Below are 21,801 nucleotides of genomic sequence, written 5' to 3'. Positions count from 1 at the left end.
ACCTCTACCCTATCAGAGTCTGAAGTCTTCCCCAAGATACACGCGCTTAACCTGCTCGTCTTCAAGGATTTGCTGTGGCGTACCGTGAGCTATCAGGTGGCCCTGGCTGACGATATAAGCACGCTCACACACGGCCAGCGTTTCCCGGACGTTATGGTCGGTTATCAGGACGCCAAGACCGCTGTCGCGCAGGTGTTCAATAATGCGTTTGATATCAATGACGGAGATGGGGTCCACGCCGGCAAAGGGTTCATCCAGCAGGATAAATTTCGGGTTAGCGGCCAGCGCGCGGGCGATCTCGACTCGGCGGCGTTCACCACCGGAGAGCGCCTGGCCGAGGCTATCGCGCAGATGCTCAATGTGAAACTCCTCCATCAGCTCTTTCGCCCGGTCTTCACGCTGCTCGTTGCTCAGGTCGTCGCGAATCTGCAGTACCGCCATCAGGTTATCGTAAACGCTCAGGCGGCGGAATATGGAGGCCTCCTGCGGCAAATAGCCGATTCCGCGACGCGCGCGCGCGTGCAGGGGCAGCAGGCTGATGTCTTCATCATCGATGATAATGTTGCCGGCGTCGCGCGGTACGATACCAACGACCATATAGAACGTGGTGGTTTTACCGGCACCGTTCGGACCGAGCAGACCAACAATCTCGCCCGAATTCACGGTCAGGCTGACGTCTTCTACAACGCGGCGGCCTTTATAGGCTTTAGCAAGATTCTTTGCAGTTAATGTTGCCATAACGAATTACTTACCCTTCTTTGACTGATCGCTACCCTTGTCCTGCAGCTGCGAAGGAACCAGAACCGTGGTGACGCGCCCGCCTTTATTGCTGAAGGCCTGCATTTTTTGCTCTTTCACCAGGTAAGTGATTTTGTCGCCCTGGATATTGCTATCGATCTGTTCCAGATGCGCATTGCCGGTCAGGACGACAAAGTCGTTTTGCAGTTCATAATGCATTTTCGACGCGCGGCCTTTTACCGGCTTACCGTTGTCCTGCATCTGGTAGAAGGTGGCCGGGTTACCGTAGCCATCAATAACCTCTTTGCCTTTCTCTCCACCCGGACGGGTCACAACAACTTTGTCGGCGTTGATTTTGATCGTTCCCTGAGTGACAACAACATTCCCCGTAAAGGTGACGACGTTGCCCTGCATATCCAGCGACTGCTGATCGGATTCAATGTGAATCGGCTGATCGGTATCACCTGTCTTTGCCTGTGCCGACAGGCTGGCGGCCAGTAAGGCGCTGGCGAGCGCAATCTTAAGGCTGAGTTTGTTTGTTCTGAATTTCATATGAGGTTCTAACCTTTTCAATCAGCTCGGCATTTTTACTGCGCAGGTTCCCGCGCATTTTCAGGCCGCTGGAATTAAATGTTGTTCCGTACAACGTCACCATGTCATCGGAGGTAACATCCTGCGTCACCAGGTTTATCTGGGCGTTATCCGTCGTAATTTTGCGCAGTTGAGAATCCGCCGTCAGCGCATTTACCTCAACATGCCCGTAAAGATACAGCATGCGGTCATTCGTCAACTTAGCTTTATCCGCTTTGATAGACCAGGTTGGTACTTTATTGGTATCAAAGGTGGTCATCACCGGTTTTGTGAACCACGAGAGCTGCTGTTCGGAAAAATACTCCACGTGTTCCGCGATGAGCCGGTAGTTAAGCGCCCCTTCGGGGCTATACACGACGGTATCGGTATGCTCGCTGGTATACGTTGGATCGTCAGGATTGATCGCTTGCTGGGTAGTATCGTCCGTACTCGCCAGGTTCAGGCCGATCAGGATCAGCGCGACCAGCGACAGTAAAATGATAACCCAACGTCTGGTTTTACTCATATAGATTGCCCTTTGGCCTCATCCAGCTTGCCCTGCGCCAATAGTAGCAAATCGCACACTTCGCGTACCGCTCCGCGACCCCCGTTGATACGAGTAACGTAATCCGCGCGCGGGAGCAGCAACGGATGCGCATCGGCTACCGCTATGCTTAAACCCACTTCCGCCATCACCGGCCAGTCGATCAGATCGTCGCCAATATAGGCGACTTCATCCGCGCTAACGGCCAGTTTATTGAGTAGTTCACGAAACGCCAGCAGCTTATCCGACTGCCCCTGGTAGAGATGCGTAATGCCCAGCGTTTGGCAGCGATCTTCCACCAGTTTAGCGTTTCGCCCGGTAATTATCGCCACTTCAATATCTGAAGTCAGGGCGCAGCGGATACCGTAGCCGTCGCGCACGTTAAACGCCTTCAGCTCTTCGCCGTTGTTACCCATATAGATAAGACCGTCGGACAAAACGCCGTCTACATCAAGTATCAATAAACGGATCTTCGCCGCCCGGTCAAGAAAGTCCTGGCTTACCGGCCCGTAGCAGGTCGCTATCAGGGCATCAGCATTATTCATTATTTTTTCCTTACTTACACTACGCCCGCGCGCAGGAGATCGTGCATATGTATCACACCTACCAGGCGGTCGCCATCGGCAACCAGCACGCAGGTGATATGACGGGACTGCATCAGGTTCAGCGCATCAACGGCCAGCGTGCCGGGACGGATGCGGATTCCGCCTCGCGTCATCACTTCGGCAATACTGGCGTTACGCATATCAATGCCGGTATCAAATACGCGGCGCAGATCGCCATCGGTGAAGATGCCGATGATATTCATTTCATCATCGCAAATGGCGGTCATGCCTAAATTTTTGCGCGTGATTTCCAGCAACGCATCGCGGAGCGTGGCCTCCAGGCCAACGTGCGGAATTTCATCGCCGGTGTGCATGATATCATTGACCCGCAGCAGTAGCTTACGGCCCAGAGCGCCGCCAGGGTGCGATAGCGCAAAATCTTCTGCGGTAAAACCGCGGGCTTCCAGCAGCGCTACGGCAAGGGCATCGCCCATGACCAGCGCGGCGGTAGTGCTTGACGTGGGGGCCAGCCCTAACGGGCAAGCCTCTTTGGGCACCTTCACGCACAGATGAATATCCGCCGCGCGCGCCATGCTGCTTTCCGGTCGGCTGGTGATACAAATCAGCGCCACCTGCTGGCGCTTAAGCACCGGAATCAGGGCGAGGATTTCATTTGACTCGCCCGAGTTGGATAGCGCGATCACCACGTCGCATGGAGTTACCATGCCTAAATCGCCGTGCGCAGCCTCTCCGGGATGAACGAAGAAAGATGACGTTCCGGTACTGGCGAAAGTGGCTGCCATTTTTCGCCCGATATGGCCGGATTTCCCCATTCCCATCACCACAACTTTACCGGTACAGCGGAAAATGGTCTCACAGGCACGGGTAAAATCTTCATTAATGTATTGATCGAGCTGGGCCAGACCTTCACGTTCAATGTCCAGAACCTCGCGGCCTGCCCGTTGAAAGTCAAAATCCGCTGGCAAATCTATTTGCGACATAATGTTATCCTGAATCATTCAACGAAGAGCGGCGCTGTCCAGTACAGCATCGCTAACCAAAGCACAAAACCACCCAGCAGCAGGGCACCGGCAAGGCGACCGGGCTGCTGCTTACGGCGCCAGCACAGCGCGGCGAAGATCAGGCTGACCAGCAGCATGACGCCATAATCGCGGGTAAAGGCCTCGGCGGCAAAGGTGCCTGGCGCAATCAGCGCGGGGAGCCCGAGGACCAGTACAATATTAAGAATATTAGCGCCAATGATATTGCCGATAGCGATGTCATTTTCGCCTTTTCGCGCTCCGGCGATGGCCGTGGCCAGCTCGGGCAGGCTGGTGCCGATAGCGACGACCGTTAAGCCGACGGTCAGTTCGCTGATAGCAAAAAAGTTTGCCAGCACCGTGGCGTTATCGACCACCATCCGCGTAGCCATCGGCATCACAATCATCGCGACGCCCAACCAGAGCAGTGCGACGGGAAGCGAGCCTTCTCGCGGCAGCTCCGCCAGCTGTTCACGGGTCAGGCTGTCGTTACCCTGGCGTTCCGCAAGGCGGGCAATTTTAAGGGTAAACAGCAGCCATAGTATGGCCAGCGCCAGCAAAAAAAGGCCGTCTATCCGCGTAAGCTGGCCGTCGTACAGCACGAATCCTGCCAGTAAACTGACCAGCAACATTAACGGCAATTCGCGGCGCAGGATATCAGAATGCACGGTAAAAGGTTGAAACAGCGCGGTGAGGCCGAGGATCAGCAGGATATTGGTGATATTCGATCCGAGAGCGGTGCCGATCGCCAGATCGGTTTGTCCATGCAGGGAAGCGGCGGCGGAAACAATCACTTCCGGCAAACTGGTACCGATGCTGACTACCGTCATGCCAATAATCAGGGGAGGGATCCCCAGCATACGGCAGAGTATTGAAGCGGCGTAGACCAGACGATCGGCGCTGTAGACAACCAGCAATAAACCAATAATTAACAGAGCCGTCGCTAAGAGCATCTAAAGTCCTTTCTTCAGGTATAATCGTCGCCTCGCTGGCCGTCCGTAGGCAGCGTAACGAATTCTTAATTTTGACTTTATGTGTGCCAAAAGTAAAACAAATGCCAGCTTTCGCTAACCCGGGCGGGTAAGATTCTGTAAAAATGTTGGGTTTGTGGTGAAAGAAAGCGCCATGCTTAGCCCGACGGGTGTCTAGTAAGGATGATTTTATGAGCCAGAGTTCGGCGAATCTAGTCGAAGTGCGCGGTATTCGCTTCTCAAGGGGCGATCGCGTGATCTTCGATGATATCTCGCTATCGGTACCCCGCGGCAAGATCACCGCGATAATGGGGCCATCAGGGATCGGCAAAACCACCCTGTTACGTCTCATCGGCGGTCAGATCCCGCCCGATAAAGGCGAGATCCTGTTTGATGGTGAAAACGTACCGCAGATGTCGCGTTCGCGCCTGTATACCGTCCGTAAGCGTATGAGCATGCTGTTTCAGTCCGGCGCGCTGTTCACCGATCTGAATGTGTTCGATAACGTCGCTTATCCGCTGCGCGAGCATACGCGTTTGCCGGAAGCGCTGCTGCACACCACGGTGATGATGAAGCTGGAAGCCGTCGGGCTACGCGGAGCCGCGAAGCTGATGCCTTCTGAGCTTTCCGGCGGCATGGCGCGCCGTGCCGCCCTGGCGAGGGCGATTGCGCTCGAACCTGATTTAATCATGTTCGATGAGCCCTTTGTCGGGCAGGACCCCATTACGATGGGGGTGCTGGTGAAGCTGATTTCTGAACTCAATAGCACCCTGGGTGTCACCTGTATCGTGGTTTCGCATGATGTGCCGGAGGTGCTCAGCATCGCGGACTTTGCATATATTGTGGCGGACAAAAAGGTCGTAGCGCATGGGAGCGCGCAGTCACTGCGTGAAAATGCCGATCCTCGGGTTCGTCAGTTCATTGATGGTATCGCCGACGGCCCGGTGCCGTTCCGCTATCCGGCGGGGGATTATCATCATGATTTATTGGGCAAAGGGAGTTAAGCGACTCATGTTGTTAAATGCGCTAGCCGCGCTTGGGCATCGCGGTATAAAAACTATCGCGACGTTCGGGCGTGCTGGATTAATGCTCTTCAACGCGGTTGTGGGCAAGCCTGAGTTTCGCAAGCATGCACCGCTGCTGGTGCGTCAGCTGTACAACGTTGGCGTGCTATCGATGCTGATCATCATTGTATCGGGGCTGTTTATCGGTATGGTGCTGGGTCTGCAGGGCTATCTGGTGTTGACCACCTATAGCGCCGAAACCAGTCTGGGCATGCTGGTGGCGCTGTCGCTGCTGCGTGAGCTGGGGCCGGTGGTCGCCGCGCTGCTGTTTGCCGGGCGTGCCGGCTCGGCGCTGACTGCTGAAATTGGCCTGATGCGCGCAACGGAGCAGCTCTCCAGTATGGAGATGATGGCGGTCGACCCGCTTCGCCGCGTCATCTCTCCGCGTTTCTGGGCGGGGGTGATTTCACTGCCGTTGTTAACGATTATTTTTGTGGCGGTCGGCGTATGGGGCGGCTCGCTGGTTGGTGTCAGCTGGAAGGGCATCGATGGCGGCTTCTTCTGGAGCGCGATGCAAAATGCCGTTGACTGGAGGATGGATCTGGTTAACTGCCTGATTAAGAGCCTGGTTTTCGCCATTACGGTAACATGGATCGCGTTATTTAACGGTTATGACGCTATCCCCACTTCCGCCGGGATTAGCCGGGCGACGACGCGTACCGTGGTGCATGCGTCGCTGGCGGTTCTGGGGCTGGATTTTGTGCTGACTGCGCTGATGTTTGGGAATTGAGTTCATGCAAACGAGAAAAAATGAAATCTGGGTAGGGGTGTTTTTACTGGTTGCGCTGCTGGCCGCGCTGTTTGTCTGCCTGAAGGCGGCAAACGTAACCTCTTTACGTACCGAACCGACTTATCGGCTCTATGCCACTTTCGACAATATCGGCGGTCTCAAAGCGCGCTCTCCGGTGCGGATTGGCGGCGTTGTCGTTGGACGCGTGGCGGATATTACGCTCGATCCTAAGACCTACCTGCCTCGCGTCGCGCTCGATATTGATGAGCGCTACAACCATATTCCGGATACCAGCTCGCTGGCGATCCGAACTTCCGGTCTGCTGGGCGAACAGTACCTGGCGATGAACATCGGGTTTGAAGATCCTGAGCTGGGAACCACTATCCTTAAAGATGGCGGTACCATTCAGGACACCAAATCCGCAATGGTGCTGGAAGATTTGATAGGCCAGTTCCTTTATAACAGTAAAGGTAGCGACAATAAGAATTCTGGCGATGAACAGGCTGCTGGAGAGAGTCATACTGACGCTACGCCGCCAGCCGGCGCGACGCACTAATTTCAGGAGAGTTAAGATATGTTTAAACGCTTACTAATGGTCGCCATGCTGGTGATTGCACCCTTGACTGCGGCCACCGCCGCGGATCAGTCCAATCCGTACAAGCTGATGGACGAAGCGGCGCAGAAAACCTTCGATCGCCTCAAGAACGAGCAGCCGAAGATTCAGGCCAACCCGAACTACCTGCGCGATATCGTCGATCAGGAGCTGCTGCCCTATGTTCAGGTGAAATACGCCGGCGCGCTGGTGTTAGGTCGTTATTACAAAGAAGCGACCCCGGCGCAGCGTGAAGCCTATTTTGCCGCCTTCCGCGAATATCTGAAGCAGGCCTATGGCCAGGCGCTGGCGATGTATCACGGTCAGACTTATCAGATTGCCCCTGAGCAGCCTTTGGGCAGCGCGACCATTGTTCCTATCCGCGTCACCATCCTTGATCCGAATGGCCGCCCGCCGGTGCGCCTGGATTTCCAGTGGCGTAAAAATACCCAGACCGGTAACTGGCAGGCGTACGACATGATTGCGGAAGGGGTGAGCATGATCACCACTAAACAAAACGAGTGGAGCGATTTGCTGCGTACTAAAGGCGTTGATGGTCTGACGGCGCAGCTGAAGGCAAGCTCCGCGCAGCCGATTACGCTGGAACAGAAAAAATAATGACCGGGCAGCTGAGCTGGGCTCGCGATGGTGAGACGCTGGCGCTGCGCGGAGAGCTGGACCAGGACCTTCTGGTCCCGCTGTGGGAAGCGCGCGCTCAGGCGACGGATGGCGTGTCTGCCATCGACCTGAGCGCCGTGACCCGCGTGGACACCGCCGGGCTGGCGCTATTAGTGCATTTTATCGCACTGATTCGTCGGCAGGGCGGGGAGGCTAAATTGACCGGGAAGAGTGAAAATCTGCAAACCCTGGTCAGGTTGTATAACCTTCCTGCTGATATGATCCCATAACTTTTTCAGTGCCTTAGTGCTGAAGCTATTCTGAAAGCCCCATCAAACTTTTCGATGGGGCTTTTTGCTTGTTTAAGACGGCGCCACTTTCCTCTAAGATGTTGGGCTGTTTTCACTATCAGATAAATGTAGCCCATGGAAAATCATGAAATTCAGACCGTGCTGATGAACGCACTCTCCCTCCAGGAAGTCCACGTCTCTGGCGATGGCAGTCACTTTCAGGTTATTGCTGTGGGTGAGATGTTCGACGGCATGAGTCGGGTCAAGAAGCAACAGGCTATCTATGCCCCGCTGATGGAATATATTGCCGATAACCGCATCCATGCTCTGTCGATTAAAGCGTTTACTCCTCAGGAGTGGGCGCGAGACCGCAAACTTAATGGCTTATAAGCTGTGGGGATGTTCCCCGCAGCGTATGTGAATTCTTAACAGAGAACAGAATCAATGGATAAATTCCGTGTTCAGGGGCCAACTCGTCTTCAGGGCGAGGTCACCATTTCCGGCGCGAAAAACGCCGCCCTGCCAATCCTCTTTGCCGCGCTATTAGCCGAAGAGCCGATTGAGATCCAAAACGTACCGAAGCTGAAAGACATCGATACCACCATGAAACTGCTGAGCCAGCTGGGCGCGAACGTTAAGCGCAACGGCTCCGTATGGATCGATGCCGGCCCGGTCGACGTTTTCTGTGCTCCGTACGACCTCGTCAAAACCATGCGCGCGTCTATTTGGGCGCTGGGACCGCTGGTGGCGCGTTTTGGCCAGGGGCAGGTTTCTCTTCCCGGCGGCTGCGCCATCGGCGCGCGCCCCGTTGATTTACACATTACCGGCCTTGAGCAACTGGGTGCGGAAATCAAGCTGGAAGAGGGTTATGTCAAGGCATCGGTTAATGGACGTCTGAAAGGCGCGCATATTGTGATGGATAAGGTCAGCGTTGGCGCTACCGTGACCATCATGAGCGCTGCGACGCTGGCGGAAGGTACGACCGTTATCGAAAACGCCGCGCGCGAGCCGGAAATTGTCGATACCGCGAACTTTCTCAACACGCTGGGTGCGAAGATCAAAGGTCAGGGTACCGATCGTATCACCATCGAAGGCGTAGTGCGCCTCGGCGGCGGCGTCTACCGCGTTCTGCCGGATCGTATTGAAACCGGGACCTTCCTGGTGGCTGCGGCGATTTCTGGCGGTAAGATCCTGTGCCGCAATGCCCAGCCGGATACCCTTGATGCGGTTCTGGCCAAGCTACGCGACGCCGGTGCGGATATCGAAACGGGCGAAGACTGGATTAGTCTGGACATGCACGGCAATCGTCCGAAGGCCGTCAACGTGCGTACTGCCCCACACCCAGGCTTCCCGACCGACATGCAGGCTCAGTTCACCTTGCTGAATCTGGTTGCCGAGGGCACCGGCGTGATCACCGAGACGATCTTCGAAAACCGTTTCATGCATATCCCGGAACTAATCCGTATGGGCGCGCATGCGGAAATCGAGAGCAACACGGCGATTTGCCACGGCGTGAAGCAGCTTTCTGGTGCCCAGGTAATGGCGACGGATCTGCGTGCCTCAGCCAGCCTGGTACTGGCGGGCTGTATTGCGGAAGGTACGACGATTGTCGATCGTATTTACCACATTGACCGCGGCTACGAACGTATCGAAGACAAGCTTCAGGCACTTGGTGCGAATATCGAACGCGTCAAAGGCGAATAAGCCATATAAGCCTGTAGCAGCAGCCCTCTGACGTTTGTCCGGGGGCTGTTGCCTGCAACCTCGCTTTACTTGTTGTTCTTCCTTGGACGCATCATTTGCGTTCTGTCGATAAACTGATGGGTATGGGGATCGTGATAGCGCGATGGCCATATTACCCACGGATCGGTTTCCAGCGCGTTAGCAATAATCAGCTCGCCCTTGGGCCAGGGCCGGGTCAGCGCATTGGCGAGCGTTGAAGAACTTAAACCATTACGCCGCGATTCAGCTGCCAGCGACGTCCCTTTTTTGCGTAATCCGGCAATAATATCCGCCGGATGCCAGTCGATGAACTTATCCATAAATTCTCCTGGTAATAAACATGGCTGGCGTCCTTAATGGACGACAAAATGACTATACCGCGGGTTCCAGTAATGTTCTAACAAGTTCTTTTAATGGATTTGATATTAGGAATATATCAAGGGATACGGCTGGATCTGGCGTTTTTGACGCTTACTGGAACTTTCCCGCGGTTTGCGCGGGAAAGCAAGAGGAGGGGTTAGTGATCGCGTTGTACAGCGATGTGGGCAAGACCGATTAGCGCTTCACGCCACGGAGAATCGGGAAGGACCTGAAGCGCGGCAATCGCTTTGTCAGCCTCTTCCTCCGCGCGTTTTTGGGTCCATTCCAGCGAGCCGCAGGTTGCCATCGTTTCCAGTACGGCGTCGAGAAGATGACGGCCATTACCCTGCTCAATCGCCCCGCGGATCATGGCGGACTGTTCTGCGTTGCCGTGTTGCATAGCATGCAGCAGCGGAAGGGTGGGTTTGCCTTCATTCAGATCGTCACCGACGTTTTTACCCAGACGCTCACCGTCTGAACTGTAGTCAAGCAGATCGTCGATCAGCTGGAAAGCGGTACCCAGATAGCGTCCGTAATCCTGTAACGCTTTCTCTTGTTCCGCGCTGCAGTCGGCCAGAATGCCGGAGCACTGGGCCGCGGCTTCAAACAAACGTGCGGTCTTGCTGTAAATGACCCGCATGTAGTTTTCTTCAGTGATATCCGGGTCGTTAACGTTCATCAGCTGCAGGACTTCCCCTTCGGCAATGACGTTAACGGCTTCTGACATCACTTCCAGCACTCTCAATGACCCAAGGCTGGTCATCATCTGAAAGGCGCGGGTGTAGATAAAATCACCGACCAGCACGCTAGCCGCATTGCCAAAAGCGGCGTTTGCGGTGGCTTTTCCCCGGCGCATATCAGACTCATCGACGACATCATCATGCAGCAGGGTGGCGGTATGGATAAATTCGATCAGCGCGGCAATGGCGACGTGAGCGTTTCCCTGATATCCAACGGCACGCGCGGCCAGTACGGCAATCATCGGGCGAATGCGTTTACCGCCTCCGCTAACAATGTAATAGCCTAACTGATTGATAAGCTGAACATCAGAGTCGAGTTGCTCAAGAATTGTCGCATTGACGCCCGCCATATCCTGCGCGGTTAACTCATTGATTTTTTCTAAATTCATCGCAAAAGCCGGGCCAAATGTCCTGTTACCGCGTATCCGAATGGGATCACAGAAGGATTAAGATAGAATTAAAAGAAGCTATGATTGTACTGAAAAATTGCCGTAGTTAAACGCTGGAGTGAAAGTTGTGTTTTTTTTCTGCGTTGATCGCTGATCGCTCTTGTCAAAGGCTCGCGTTTTGCGTAATATTCGCGCCCTATTGTGAATATTTATAGCGCACTCTGAATCATACGAAGAGGTGCGCGGAAGCGGAGTTTTATATGTACGCGGTTTTCCAAAGTGGTGGTAAACAACACCGAGTAAGCGAAGGTCAAACCATTCGCCTGGAAAAGCTGGACATCGCAACTGGCGAAGCTGTTGAGTTCGCAGAAGTGCTGATGATCGCAAACGGTGAAGAAATTAAAATCGGCGTTCCTTTCGTTGAGGGCGGCGTAATCAAAGCTGAAGTTGTTGCACACGGTCGTGGCGAGAAAGTTAAAATCGTTAAGTTTCGTCGTCGTAAACACTACCGTAAGCAGCAGGGCCATCGTCAGTGGTTCACTGATGTGAAAATTACTGGCATCAGCGCCTAAGACCTGAGGAGAGATTTAAATGGCACATAAAAAGGCTGGCGGCTCAACTCGTAACGGTCGCGATTCAGAAGCTAAACGCCTGGGCGTTAAGCGTTTCGGTGGCGAATCCGTTCTGGCGGGTAGCATCATCGTTCGTCAACGTGGTACCAAATTCCACGCTGGCACTAACGTAGGTTGCGGTCGTGACCACACTCTGTTTGCTAAAGCAGACGGTAAAGTGAAATTCGAAGTTAAAGGCCCGAACAACCGTAAATACATCAGCATCGTTGCTGAGTAAGTTTTTCGTGGTCCGGTAACGGATTAAAGCCCCGCAACGTGTTGCGGGGCTTTTTACATTGAAACCCCGGAAAATTTTCTGCAGGGAAAACGGGCATGAAGCAGCAGGCCGGCATCGGCATTATTTTAGCGCTCACCACGGCGATGTGCTGGGGTGCCCTGCCGATAGCAATGAAGCAGGTTCTTGAAGTGATGGAACCGCCGACGGTGGTGTTTTACCGCTTTTTGATGGCAAGTATTGGTCTTGGCGCTATCCTCGCCATGAAAAGAAAACTGCCCCCGCTGCGGATTTTTCGCAAGCCGCGGTGGTTGGTACTGCTGGTCATTGCGACAGCGGGTTTGTTCGGTAACTTCATTCTGTTTAGTTCTTCCTTACAATATCTCAGCCCCACCGCTTCCCAGGTGATTGGCCAGCTGTCTCCGGTCGGCATGATGGTGGCCAGCGTTTTTGTCCTTAAAGAGAAAATGCGCGGCACTCAGGTTGTGGGAGCGCTAATGCTGGTGAGCGGTCTGGTGATGTTTTTTAACACCAGCCTGATCGAGATTTTTACCCGCCTGACGGACTACACGTGGGGGGTAATTTTCGGCGTAGGGGCGGCGACGGTGTGGGTGTGCTACGGCGTCGCGCAAAAGGTGTTATTGCGCCGTCTGGCATCACAGCAAATCCTTTTTTTGCTGTACACTTTATGTACGATATCGCTATTGCCATTAGCGAAGCCTTCGCAGGTGCTGGCATTAAGCGACTGGCAGCTGGCCTGTCTGGTTTTTTGCGGGCTCAATACCCTGGTCGGCTACGGCGCCCTGGCGGAAGCGATGGCACGCTGGCAGGCGGCGCAGGTGAGCGCGTTGATTACCTTAACGCCGCTGTTTACGCTGTTGTTTTCAGATTTATTATCACTGGCCTGGCCCGACGTTTTCGCCAGACCGCTGTTGAACCTGATGGGTTATCTCGGTGCGTTTGTCGTGGTTGCGGGCGCGATGTATTCCGCCGTCGGTCATCGTCTTTGGGGACGATGGCGTAAGCGAGAAGCGGTTGTGCCGCTCCCCCGCTCAGGCGAATGATTTACGGAGAGTAAAATGAAGTTTGTTGATGAAGCAACGATCCTGGTCGTAGCAGGCGATGGCGGCAATGGTTGCGTTAGCTTCCGCCGCGAAAAATATATCCCGAGAGGCGGCCCGGACGGCGGTGACGGCGGTGATGGCGGTGACGTCTGGCTTGAGGCGGACGAAAACCTCAACACCCTGATCGACTACCGTTTTGAGAAGTCTTTCCGCGCTGAGCGCGGGCAGAACGGTCAGAGCCGTGACTGTACCGGTAAACGCGGTAAAGACGTAACGGTGAAGGTACCGGTAGGGACTCGCGTCATCGATCAGGGCACCGGCGAGACGATGGGTGATATGACCAAGCACGGTCAACGCCTGATGGTCGCCAAAGGCGGCTGGCACGGTCTGGGTAACACCCGTTTCAAATCGTCCGTTAACCGTACTCCACGTCAAAAGACGATGGGGACGCCGGGCGATAAACGCGATCTGCAGCTGGAGCTGATGCTGCTGGCGGACGTCGGCATGCTGGGAATGCCGAATGCGGGTAAATCGACCTTTATTCGTGCCGTTTCCGCCGCGAAGCCTAAAGTCGCTGACTATCCGTTTACTACGCTGGTGCCGAGCCTCGGCGTGGTGCGTATGGACAACGAGAAGAGCTTCGTGGTGGCGGATATCCCGGGGCTGATTGAAGGCGCCGCTGAAGGCGCGGGTCTCGGTATTCGCTTCCTGAAGCACCTGGAGCGCTGTCGCGTGCTGCTGCATCTTATCGATATCGAGCCGATTGATGGTTCCGATCCGGTGGAGAACGCGCGGATTATTATCGGTGAGCTGGAAAAATACAGTGAGAAACTGGCGTCTAAGCCGCGCTGGCTGGTCTTTAACAAGATTGACCTGATGGACAAAGCTGAGGCGGAAGCGAAAGCGAAAGCTATCGCGCAGGCGCTGGGCTGGGAAGATAAGTTCTACCTGATTTCGGCGGCCAGCCAGCAGGGCGTAAAAGACCTGTGCTGGGACGTGATGACCTTTATCATCGAAAACCCGATTGTGCATGCGGAAGAAGCGAAGCCTGCCGAAAAAGTCGAGTTTATGTGGGACGACTACCACCGCCAGCAGCTTGAAGAAGCTGAAGTGGAAGATGATGAAGACTGGGATGATGATTGGGACGAAGACGACGAAGAAGGCGTTGAATTCATCTACAAACGTTAATCCTGAACAAACGAAAAGGGCCGCCAATGATGCGGCCCTTTTGCTTTAGTTGTTCTGATAGAGGTCTTTGTATAATCGGCTTTCGAACCGCACCAGTGGAATGCGGCGATTACGCTGGTCGGCCGGAGGCACGGCGTAGCCAGACAGGTATTGCACGAACGCCATCTTCTGCCCGCTGGCCGTCGTGATGAAACCGGCCAGGTTATATACCCCCTGCAGTGAGCCCGTTTTCGCCGAGACTTTGCCATCGACACCTGCCTGATGCAGGCCTGCGCGGTACTGCAGAGAACCATCATGGCCGGCCAGAGGCAGCATCGAGATAAAGTTGAGTTCATTATCGTGCTGGGCGATGTACTGCAGCACCTGCATCATCGTCGCGGGTGCGATGAGGTTATGGCGCGACAGACCTGAGCCATCGGCAATGATGGTATTCCCGAGATCGACGCCGGCCTGCTGACGTAAGATCTGCCGTACCGCATCGGAACCGGCTCGCCAGGTCCCCGGTACGCTGAAGCGAGCGTGCCCAATGGTGCGGAATACCGTATCAGCGATCATGTTGTCCGATTTTTTCAACATAATACGCAGCAGATCGTGCAGCGGCGCAGATTGTGTACTTGCCAGGACGGTACCCGGATCGTTTGCCAGCGTCTGGCGCAGCAGCGTGCCACTCCAGGTGATGTCGGCGTCGGTCAGCTCAGCTTTCAGGATCGCACCGGCGTAGCTGGCGCCATCCTGAATGGCAAAAGCCAGCGGCAGCGGCTCGCTGCGCTGAGGCAGACAGCCGGTCAGGGTGTAACGGTTCAGATCGCCGGGAACCACGTCAAGCTCACAGTACTGTGCTTCAGAAGAGCCCCGGGGCAGCGTACGCACCTGGCTGAACATGGTCACCGGGTAGTAAGACGCCACGCGAATAAACGCCAGATCGCCCGGCTTTTGCGCGCTATAGAGCGAGATGGAGAAGCAGTTCCGATCGACAATCGCCGCCGCCGGTGGGGCGCTAAAGCACTGCGTCATATCGTTCCATGGCCAGCCCGGCGCTTTGTCATGGCTGGCGAAGATGGAGGTATCGATGAGCACATTACCTTCAATTCGCTGGACGCCTGCTTTCTTCAGCGTGGCCACCATATTACGAATATCCTGACGCCTGAGGGTAGGATCGCCGCCAAAGCGCGCAATGAGGTCGCCTTTCAGGACGCCGCCATCGAGGCTACCTTTCGTTTCCAGCGTCGTGGTGAAGCGGAAGTCCGGACCCAGCTGCAGCAGCGCAGCAAGTGCGGTTATCACTTTTTGGGTGCTGGCGGGGAGCGCCATCTGCTGGCTATGGTAGTCTATCTCCGGCGTAGGGGATCCCACCTTCTGCGCCATAAAGGCAAGGTTTGCGCCCGCAGGAAGCTGATTGATGTACTCGTCAATATTCGCCGCCTGAGCGCTAAGCGCTATACCGGCAGTCAATCCGATGATAAATCTGGAAAATCGCATAATCTCGCGCTAACAACCTGAAACCAGTCCGTCATACTACGGTGCATCGCCCTGTAAAGTAAACGATGACCCATAGTGAACTTCAGGGTAAAATACGTATCAAATTGAAAATTGCTGCTGGCCTGGGGATGACTTTCCGGGTCGGTTTTCTTTTGCTCCGGCCCTGCTCAAGTCTTGACCGGCTGCGGAGCGGCGTTGTCTGCTCCATGAAGGAATGAAAAAGAGGTATAACAAATGCAAGCTATTCCGATGACCTTACGTGGCGCTGAAAAACTGCGCGAAGAACTGGATTTCCTGAAGTCCGTACGTCGTCCTGAAATCATCGCAGCCATCGCTGAGGCCCGCGAGCACGGCGATCTGAAAGAAAATGCTGAGTATCATGCTGCCCGTGAACAGCAGGGCTTCTGTGAAGGTCGCATTAAGGATATCGAAGCGAAGCTGTCGAACGCGCAGGTCATCGATATCACCAAAATGCCCAACAATGGCCGGGTGATTTTTGGTTCGACGGTCAGCGTTCTGAATCTCGATACGGATGAAGAGCAAACTTATCGTATCGTCGGCGATGACGAGGCCGATTTTAAGCAAAATCTGATTTCTGTAAACTCACCGATTGCACGTGGTTTAATCGGCAAAGAGCAGGACGATGTGGTGGTTATCCGTACACCGGGCGGGGAAGTCGAATTCGAAATTCTCAAGGTTGAGTACCTTTAATTCGAATTTAACGCTACGATGTTGATGGATTGTAAAGAAAGGAAAAAGGCCGCGTAGCGGCCTTTTATCAGCGTCCGGAGCATGGCATTTTGCTCGTCTACCCGCAGAAAACCCTCGATTTACACAAAGTTGTGTCGATAACCAGGATATTCTTAGCGTGGCAGCGAGATTTTACGCTCTTTAGTCGGGCGGTACAGAACCAGCGTTTTACCGATGACCTGTACGTTACAGGCGCCGGTTTCGCGCACGATAGCTTCCACGATCAAGGTTTTAGTTTCGCGATCTTCCGAGGCGATCTTCACCTTGATAAGTTCATGGTGCTCTAACGCTTGTTCAATCTCGGCCAGTACCCCTTCGGTCAAACCATTGTTGCCAAGCATAACTACCGGCTTGAGCGGATGTGCCAGACCTTTCAGGTGCTGTTTTTGTTTAGTACTCAGATTCATCGTATTTTTTTGCTTACGTTGGGATTGAAAACGGTTCATTCTACCGCCATCTCCCATATATCGCCAAACTACCGCGTCGATTTTTACGTCGCGAAGTACGATGAACCCGAAATGGGAATGTTAAATGACAGGTAAAAAGCGTTCTGCCAGCTCAAGTCGTTGGCTTCAGGAACACTTTAGCGATAAATATGTTCAGCAGGCACAGAAAAAGGGGTTACGTTCCCGTGCCTGGTTTAAACTTGATGAAATACAGCAAAGTGACAAGATTTTTAAACCGGGGATGACGATAGTTGACCTCGGCGCTGCACCCGGTGGCTGGTCGCAATACGCGGTTACGCAGATCGGTAACAGCGGCCGCATCATTGCTTGCGATCTTTTACCTATGGATCCAATCGTTGGTGTGGACTTCCTTCAGGGCGACTTTCGTGATGAATTAGTCCTGAAAGCGTTACTTGAGCGTGTAGGTGACAGTAAAGTACAAGTTGTCATGTCCGATATGGCGCCAAATATGTGTGGAACACCGGCGGTGGATATTCCCCGGGCCATGTATCTGGTGGAACTGGCGCTTGGAATGGCTCGTGATGTATTAGCGCCAGGTGGTAGTTTTGTAGTGAAGGTGTTCCAGGGCGAAGGCTTCGATGAGTATCTAAGAGAGATTCGCTCCCTGTTTACGAAGGTCAAAGTTCGTAAGCCGGACTCTTCTCGCGCCCGTTCGCGTGAAGTGTATATTGTAGCGACCGGGCGTAAACCATAACCGGCAGATTTCAAACGAAAGTTTGAAAGACGCTGGATATAGAGTATCCTGACGCTGTTTTTAACACAGTTGTAATATGAGGTTAATCCCTTGAGTGACATGGCGAAAAACCTAATACTCTGGCTGGTCATTGCCGTTGTGCTGATGTCAGTATTCCAGAGCTTTGGGCCCAGCGAGTCGAATGGCCGCAAGGTGGATTATTCTACCTTCCTGCAGGAGGTCAATCAGGACCAGGTTCGCGAAGCGCGTATCAACGGACGTGAGATAAACGTTACCAAGAAAGATAGTAACCGTTACACGACCTACATCCCGGTGAACGATCCTAAGCTGCTTGATAACCTTCTGACTAAAAACGTCAAGGTGGTAGGTGAGCCGCCAGAAGAGCCGAGCCTGCTGGCTTCTATCTTCATCTCCTGGTTCCCGATGCTGCTTCTTATCGGCGTCTGGATCTTCTTTATGCGCCAGATGCAGGGCGGCGGTGGCAAAGGCGCCATGTCGTTCGGTAAGAGCAAGGCGCGTATGCTGACGGAAGACCAGATCAAAACCACTTTCGCTGACGTCGCCGGTTGTGATGAAGCGAAAGAAGAAGTTGGTGAGCTGGTTGAATACCTGCGCGAGCCGAGCCGTTTCCAGAAGCTGGGCGGTAAAATTCCGAAAGGCGTCCTGATGGTCGGCCCTCCGGGGACTGGTAAAACCTTGCTGGCAAAAGCCATCGCGGGCGAAGCAAAGGTACCGTTCTTTACGATTTCCGGTTCTGACTTCGTTGAAATGTTCGTCGGTGTGGGTGCATCCCGCGTGCGCGACATGTTTGAACAAGCCAAGAAAGCGGCTCCGTGCATCATCTTTATCGATGAAATCGACGCCGTGGGCCGTCAGCGTGGCGCTGGCCTGGGCGGTGGTCACGATGAACGTGAGCAGACGCTGAACCAGATGCTGGTAGAGATGGACGGCTTCGAGGGTAACGAAGGTATCATTGTTATCGCGGCAACCAACCGTCCGGACGTTCTTGACCCTGCGCTGCTGCGTCCAGGCCGCTTTGACCGTCAGGTTGTGGTAGGTCTGCCGGATGTCCGTGGTCGCGAACAGATTCTGAAAGTGCATATGCGTCGCGTACCGCTGGCGCCGGATATCGACGCGGCAATTATCGCCCGCGGTACGCCTGGCTTCTCCGGTGCTGACCTGGCAAACCTGGTGAACGAAGCTGCGCTGTTTGCCGCTCGTGGCAACAAGCGCGTTGTATCGATGGTTGAATTCGAGAAAGCGAAAGACAAAATCATGATGGGTGCGGAACGTCGCTCCATGGTGATGACGGAAGCGCAGAAAGAGTCCACCGCGTATCATGAAGCCGGTCACGCAATTATTGGTCGCCTGGTGCCGGAACACGATCCTGTGCACAAAGTGACGATTATTCCGCGCGGTCGCGCGCTGGGTGTCACCTTCTTCCTGCCTGAAGGCGACGCGATTAGCGCCAGCCGTCAGAAGCTGGAAAGCCAAATTTCTACCCTTTACGGCGGTCGTCTGGCGGAAGAGATTATCTACGGCGTAGAGCATGTTTCTACCGGTGCGTCGAACGACATTAAAGTCGCGACCAACCTGGCGCGTAACATGGTGACCCAGTGGGGCTTCTCTGACAAACTCGGCCCGCTGCTGTATGCCGAAGAAGAAGGTGAAGTATTCCTTGGCCGCAGCGTTGCGAAAGCGAAGCATATGTCCGATGAAACGGCGCGTATTATCGACCAGGAAGTGAAGTCACTGATTGAGCGTAACTACAATCGTGCACGCCAGCTTCTGAACGATAATATGGACATCCTGCACGCGATGAAAGATGCGCTCATGAAATATGAGACCATCGACGCCCCGCAGATTGATGACCTGATGGCTCGCCGCGATGTTCGCCCGCCAGCTGGCTGGGAAGAACCGGGCTCGTCCAACAATTCTGACAACAATGGCACGCCTCGTGCGCCTCGTCCGGTCGATGAACCGCGTACGCCGAATCCGGGCAATACGATGTCAGAACAGCTGGGCGACAAATAAGTTAGCCGTTATTGATGCTGTTGTACTTTTCTAAAACCCCTGAGCGTTTGCTCCGGGGTTTTTCTTTTTCAATCTTTCTCTGACTCAGGGATTTAGCGATGAAACTTGTAGCCCAGGGCTCAACCCTCGATCTCTCTCACCCACATGTGATGGGTATTCTTAACGTTACCCCGGATTCGTTCTCTGATGGCGGAACCCACAACACGCTGGTCGAAGCCGTGAAACATGCCAACCTGATGATCAATGCCGGGGCGACTATCATTGATATCGGTGGGGAATCGACGCGTCCGGGGGCGGCAGATGTCAGCGTCGAGGAGGAGCTGGCGCGAGTCATTCCGACGGTAGAAGCGATTGCCCAGCGCTTTGAAGTCTGGATTTCCGTTGATACCTCAAAGCCGGAGGTAATCCGCGAGTCAGCGCGAGTTGGCGCGCATATTATCAATGATATCCGCTCGCTGACCGAACCGGGAGCGCTGGAGGCAGCGGCCGAAACGGGCTTGCCGGTGTGCCTGATGCATATGCAGGGTCAGCCGAAGACAATGCAGGATGCCCCGAAGTACGCGGACGTGTTTGCTGACGTTGAGCGCTTTTTTATCGAACATATTGTGCGTTGCGAACGGGCCGGTATCGCAAAAGATAAATTGTTGCTCGACCCGGGATTTGGTTTCGGTAAAAATCTTTCTCATAATTATGAACTGCTTGCCCGACTTGGAGAGTTCCATCATTTTGGTCTTCCGCTGCTGGTCGGTATGTCGCGTAAGTCGATGGTAGGTCAGTTGCTGAATGTCGGGCCGAATGAACGCCTGAATGGCAGCCTGGCTTGCGCAGTCATTGCTGCAATGCAGGGCGCGCAGATTATTCGCGTCCATGATGTCAAAGAAACGGTAGAAGCGCTGCGCGTGGTGGAAGCTACCCTGGCCGCTAAGGAAAATAAACGTTATGAGTAACCGCAAATATTTTGGTACGGATGGTATTCGTGGCCGCGTAGGTGATGCGCCAATAACGCCAGAATTTGTATTAAAGCTGGGCTGGGCAGCAGGAAAGGTGCTGGCACGCCACGGCTCACGGAAGATTATTATTGGTAAAGATACCCGTATTTCAGGGTATATGCTGGAGTCCGCGCTGGAGGCTGGCCTGGCCGCCGCGGGATTATCTGCTTCTTTTACCGGCCCGATGCCAACGCCGGCAATTGCTTATCTGACGCGCGCCTTCCGCGCGGAAGCCGGGATAGTCATTTCCGCTTCACATAATCCGTTCTATGACAACGGCATCAAATTCTTCTCTATCGAAGGTACCAAGCTTCCGGATGAAGTAGAAGAAGCCATTGAAGCCGAAATGGAAAAAGAGCTGACCTGCGTCGATTCCGCTGAACTGGGTAAAGCCAGTCGTATCGTCGACGCCGCCGGTCGCTATATCGAGTTTTGCAAAGGCACCTTTCCGAACGAGCTGAGCCTCAATGCTTTAAAGGTGGTGGTCGACTGTGCTCACGGGGCGACTTATCACATTGCGCCGAATGTTTTCCGCGAGCTGGGCGCTCAGGTTATTGCGATGGGCTGTGAGCCTGATGGCCTCAACATCAATGAAGAGGTCGGGGCGACGGATGTTCGTGCCCTGCAGGCGCGCGTGCTGGCGGAAAAAGCTGACCTGGGTATAGCTTACGATGGCGATGGCGATCGGGTCATTATGGTGGACCACGAAGGCAACAAAGTCGATGGTGACCAGATCCTCTATATCATTGCCCGTGAGGGCCTGCGTCAGGGGCTGCTGCGGGGCGGCGCCGTTGGGACGCTCATGAGCAACATGGGCCTTGAACTGGCGCTTAAACAGCTGGGCATTCCATTCGTTCGCGCGAAGGTAGGCGACCGCTATGTGCTGGAGAAACTGCAGGAGAAAGGTTGGCGCATTGGCGCAGAAAACTCCGGACATGTGATCTTACTGGATAAAACCACGACGGGGGATGGGATTGTCGCCAGCCTGCAGGTGGTGGCGGCGATGGTGCGTAACCATATGAGCCTGCACGACCTGTGCAGCGGAATGAAAATGTTCCCGCAGCTTCTGGTTAACGTTCGCTTTACTGAAGGTAGCGGCAACCCGCTGGAACATGAGCACGTAAAAGCGGTAACGGCTGAAGTGGAAGCGGCGCTGGGCAATAGGGGGCGCGTACTGCTGCGTAAATCAGGCACAGAGCCGCTGATTCGCGTTATGGTGGAAGGCGAGCATGAAGAGCAGGTGCACGAGTTTGCCCACCGTATCGCCGATGCCGTCAAAAGCGTTTAATCTCGTTGTTAAGTGACTAAAAAGGCGACGTCTGCCGCCTTTTTAGTCGATAAAAAATCGCTTTTTGCTGTTTTTTTCCGCACTTGATA

At 54.3% G+C, this 21,801-nt stretch carries 26 protein-coding genes; 16 read left to right on the top strand and 10 right to left on the bottom strand.

Annotated elements, in window-relative coordinates; genetic code table 11:
* Positions 1–12 precede the first annotated feature (12 nt).
* From lptB to HMPREF1144_RS03875, 6 genes are read right to left on the bottom strand one after another with little or no spacing between them, the layout of a single operon-like run.
* Positions 13–738: an LPS export ABC transporter ATP-binding protein gene (lptB, locus tag HMPREF1144_RS03900; RefSeq protein WP_004125705.1), complete on the bottom strand. Its 726-nt coding sequence runs from the start codon at positions 736–738 to the stop codon at positions 13–15.
* 6 nt (positions 739–744) lie between these two features.
* Complete coding sequence (lptA, locus tag HMPREF1144_RS03895; RefSeq protein ID WP_004125703.1) at positions 745–1,290, bottom strand: lipopolysaccharide ABC transporter substrate-binding protein LptA; 546 nt, start codon at positions 1,288–1,290, stop codon at positions 745–747.
* Positions 1,259–1,834: an LPS export ABC transporter periplasmic protein LptC gene (gene lptC, locus HMPREF1144_RS03890; RefSeq protein WP_004854587.1), complete on the bottom strand. Its 576-nt coding sequence runs from the start codon at positions 1,832–1,834 to the stop codon at positions 1,259–1,261. The genes lptA and lptC overlap by 32 nt, the downstream gene beginning before the upstream one ends.
* A complete protein-coding gene (gene kdsC, locus HMPREF1144_RS03885) occupies positions 1,831–2,397 on the bottom strand; it encodes a 3-deoxy-manno-octulosonate-8-phosphatase KdsC (RefSeq protein WP_004854584.1) in 567 nt (188 codons plus the stop codon). The genes lptC and kdsC overlap by 4 nt, the downstream gene beginning before the upstream one ends.
* 14 nt (positions 2,398–2,411) lie before the next feature.
* The gene (gene kdsD / locus HMPREF1144_RS03880; protein WP_161506166.1) at positions 2,412–3,416 is read right to left on the bottom strand and encodes an arabinose-5-phosphate isomerase KdsD; all 1,005 of its coding nucleotides are present in this window, start codon (positions 3,414–3,416) and stop codon (positions 2,412–2,414) included.
* Positions 3,413–4,390, bottom strand: a complete 978-nt coding sequence (locus HMPREF1144_RS03875) for a calcium/sodium antiporter (protein WP_004854581.1) — start codon at positions 4,388–4,390, stop codon at positions 3,413–3,415. The genes kdsD and HMPREF1144_RS03875 overlap by 4 nt, the downstream gene beginning before the upstream one ends.
* Positions 4,391–4,599: 209 nt before the next feature.
* On the opposite strand from HMPREF1144_RS03875, the gene mlaF reads away from it, so the two are divergent.
* The 7 genes from mlaF to murA all read left to right on the top strand — a co-directional run bounded on the left by mlaF (position 4,600) and on the right by murA (position 9,406).
* Positions 4,600–5,412 (top strand): phospholipid ABC transporter ATP-binding protein MlaF, encoded by an 813-nt coding sequence (gene mlaF / locus HMPREF1144_RS03870; RefSeq protein WP_004125691.1) that lies wholly within the window; start codon positions 4,600–4,602, stop codon positions 5,410–5,412.
* A gap of 7 nt (positions 5,413–5,419) precedes the next feature.
* Positions 5,420–6,202, top strand: a complete 783-nt coding sequence (gene mlaE, locus HMPREF1144_RS03865; RefSeq protein ID WP_004125690.1) for a lipid asymmetry maintenance ABC transporter permease subunit MlaE — start codon at positions 5,420–5,422, stop codon at positions 6,200–6,202.
* A gap of 4 nt (positions 6,203–6,206) precedes the next feature.
* Positions 6,207–6,758, top strand: coding sequence for an outer membrane lipid asymmetry maintenance protein MlaD (gene mlaD, locus HMPREF1144_RS03860; protein ID WP_004854576.1), 552 nt, complete (start codon positions 6,207–6,209; stop codon positions 6,756–6,758).
* Between the two features lie 18 nt (positions 6,759–6,776).
* A complete protein-coding gene (mlaC, locus tag HMPREF1144_RS03855) occupies positions 6,777–7,412 on the top strand; it encodes a phospholipid-binding protein MlaC (protein WP_004125682.1) in 636 nt (211 codons plus the stop codon).
* The gene (mlaB, locus tag HMPREF1144_RS03850) at positions 7,412–7,702 is read left to right on the top strand and encodes a lipid asymmetry maintenance protein MlaB (RefSeq protein ID WP_004854573.1); all 291 of its coding nucleotides are present in this window, start codon (positions 7,412–7,414) and stop codon (positions 7,700–7,702) included. The genes mlaC and mlaB overlap by 1 nt, the downstream gene beginning before the upstream one ends.
* Before the next feature lie 135 nt (positions 7,703–7,837).
* Positions 7,838–8,092: a BolA family iron metabolism protein IbaG gene (gene ibaG, locus HMPREF1144_RS03845; protein ID WP_004106141.1), complete on the top strand. Its 255-nt coding sequence runs from the start codon at positions 7,838–7,840 to the stop codon at positions 8,090–8,092.
* Positions 8,093–8,146: 54 nt separating this feature from the next.
* Complete coding sequence (gene murA, locus HMPREF1144_RS03840) at positions 8,147–9,406, top strand: UDP-N-acetylglucosamine 1-carboxyvinyltransferase (protein ID WP_009651898.1); 1,260 nt, start codon at positions 8,147–8,149, stop codon at positions 9,404–9,406.
* A 65-nt stretch (positions 9,407–9,471) separates the two neighbouring features.
* On the opposite strand, the gene sfsB is transcribed toward murA, so the two are convergent.
* Both sfsB and ispB read right to left on the bottom strand, forming a co-directional pair.
* Positions 9,472–9,744, bottom strand: a complete 273-nt coding sequence (gene sfsB / locus HMPREF1144_RS03835; RefSeq protein ID WP_004854566.1) for a DNA-binding transcriptional regulator SfsB — start codon at positions 9,742–9,744, stop codon at positions 9,472–9,474.
* 197 nt (positions 9,745–9,941) lie between these two features.
* On the bottom strand, positions 9,942–10,913 hold the full coding sequence (ispB, locus tag HMPREF1144_RS03830; RefSeq protein ID WP_004854564.1) for an octaprenyl diphosphate synthase: 972 nt from the start codon (positions 10,911–10,913) through the stop codon (positions 9,942–9,944).
* Between the two features lie 260 nt (positions 10,914–11,173).
* On the opposite strand from ispB, the gene rplU reads away from it, so the two are divergent.
* The 4 genes from rplU (at position 11,174) to cgtA (ending at position 14,011) form a co-directional block, all read left to right on the top strand.
* On the top strand, positions 11,174–11,485 hold the full coding sequence (gene rplU / locus HMPREF1144_RS03825; RefSeq protein ID WP_004106123.1) for a 50S ribosomal protein L21: 312 nt from the start codon (positions 11,174–11,176) through the stop codon (positions 11,483–11,485).
* A 19-nt stretch (positions 11,486–11,504) separates the two neighbouring features.
* Positions 11,505–11,762: a 50S ribosomal protein L27 gene (rpmA, locus tag HMPREF1144_RS03820; protein WP_003861831.1), complete on the top strand. Its 258-nt coding sequence runs from the start codon at positions 11,505–11,507 to the stop codon at positions 11,760–11,762.
* 95 nt (positions 11,763–11,857) lie between these two features.
* Entirely contained in the window at positions 11,858–12,823 is a 966-nt protein-coding gene (locus HMPREF1144_RS03815; RefSeq protein ID WP_004854558.1) for a DMT family transporter, read from the top strand.
* 15 nt (positions 12,824–12,838) lie between these two features.
* Positions 12,839–14,011 (top strand): Obg family GTPase CgtA, encoded by a 1,173-nt coding sequence (gene cgtA, locus HMPREF1144_RS03810; RefSeq protein WP_004125676.1) that lies wholly within the window; start codon positions 12,839–12,841, stop codon positions 14,009–14,011.
* Positions 14,012–14,056: 45 nt separating this feature from the next.
* Here the strand turns inward: cgtA and dacB are convergent, their stop codons facing one another.
* Positions 14,057–15,490: a serine-type D-Ala-D-Ala carboxypeptidase gene (gene dacB, locus HMPREF1144_RS03805; protein ID WP_004854556.1), complete on the bottom strand. Its 1,434-nt coding sequence runs from the start codon at positions 15,488–15,490 to the stop codon at positions 14,057–14,059.
* 234 nt (positions 15,491–15,724) lie between these two features.
* Here dacB and greA point away from each other — a divergent pair, with 234 nt between their 5' ends.
* Positions 15,725–16,201 (top strand): transcription elongation factor GreA, encoded by a 477-nt coding sequence (gene greA, locus HMPREF1144_RS03800; RefSeq protein WP_004854554.1) that lies wholly within the window; start codon positions 15,725–15,727, stop codon positions 16,199–16,201.
* 152 nt (positions 16,202–16,353) lie between these two features.
* On the opposite strand, the gene yhbY is transcribed toward greA, so the two are convergent.
* On the bottom strand, positions 16,354–16,647 hold the full coding sequence (yhbY, locus tag HMPREF1144_RS03795) for a ribosome assembly RNA-binding protein YhbY (RefSeq protein ID WP_004139797.1): 294 nt from the start codon (positions 16,645–16,647) through the stop codon (positions 16,354–16,356).
* A gap of 124 nt (positions 16,648–16,771) precedes the next feature.
* Between yhbY and rlmE the strand changes: the two genes are divergently transcribed.
* The 4 genes from rlmE to glmM all read left to right on the top strand — a co-directional run bounded on the left by rlmE (position 16,772) and on the right by glmM (position 21,712).
* Positions 16,772–17,401 carry a 23S rRNA (uridine(2552)-2'-O)-methyltransferase RlmE gene (gene rlmE, locus HMPREF1144_RS03790; RefSeq protein ID WP_004106110.1) on the top strand — a complete coding sequence of 210 codons (630 nt, stop codon included), beginning with the start codon at positions 16,772–16,774 and terminating at the stop codon, positions 17,399–17,401.
* Positions 17,402–17,500: 99 nt separating this feature from the next.
* A complete protein-coding gene (ftsH, locus tag HMPREF1144_RS03785; protein WP_004854549.1) occupies positions 17,501–19,435 on the top strand; it encodes an ATP-dependent zinc metalloprotease FtsH in 1,935 nt (644 codons plus the stop codon).
* Positions 19,436–19,533: 98 nt separating this feature from the next.
* Complete coding sequence (folP, locus tag HMPREF1144_RS03780; protein ID WP_004854548.1) at positions 19,534–20,382, top strand: dihydropteroate synthase; 849 nt, start codon at positions 19,534–19,536, stop codon at positions 20,380–20,382.
* Complete coding sequence (glmM, locus tag HMPREF1144_RS03775) at positions 20,375–21,712, top strand: phosphoglucosamine mutase (protein WP_004854546.1); 1,338 nt, start codon at positions 20,375–20,377, stop codon at positions 21,710–21,712. The genes folP and glmM overlap by 8 nt, the downstream gene beginning before the upstream one ends.
* The last annotated feature ends 89 nt before the right edge of the window (positions 21,713–21,801 follow it).

Source organism: Klebsiella sp. OBRC7, assembly GCF_000293135.1.
Lineage (GTDB): Bacteria > Pseudomonadota > Gammaproteobacteria > Enterobacterales > Enterobacteriaceae > Klebsiella > Klebsiella michiganensis.
This window is presented reverse-complemented; position numbering and strand designations above follow the sequence as displayed.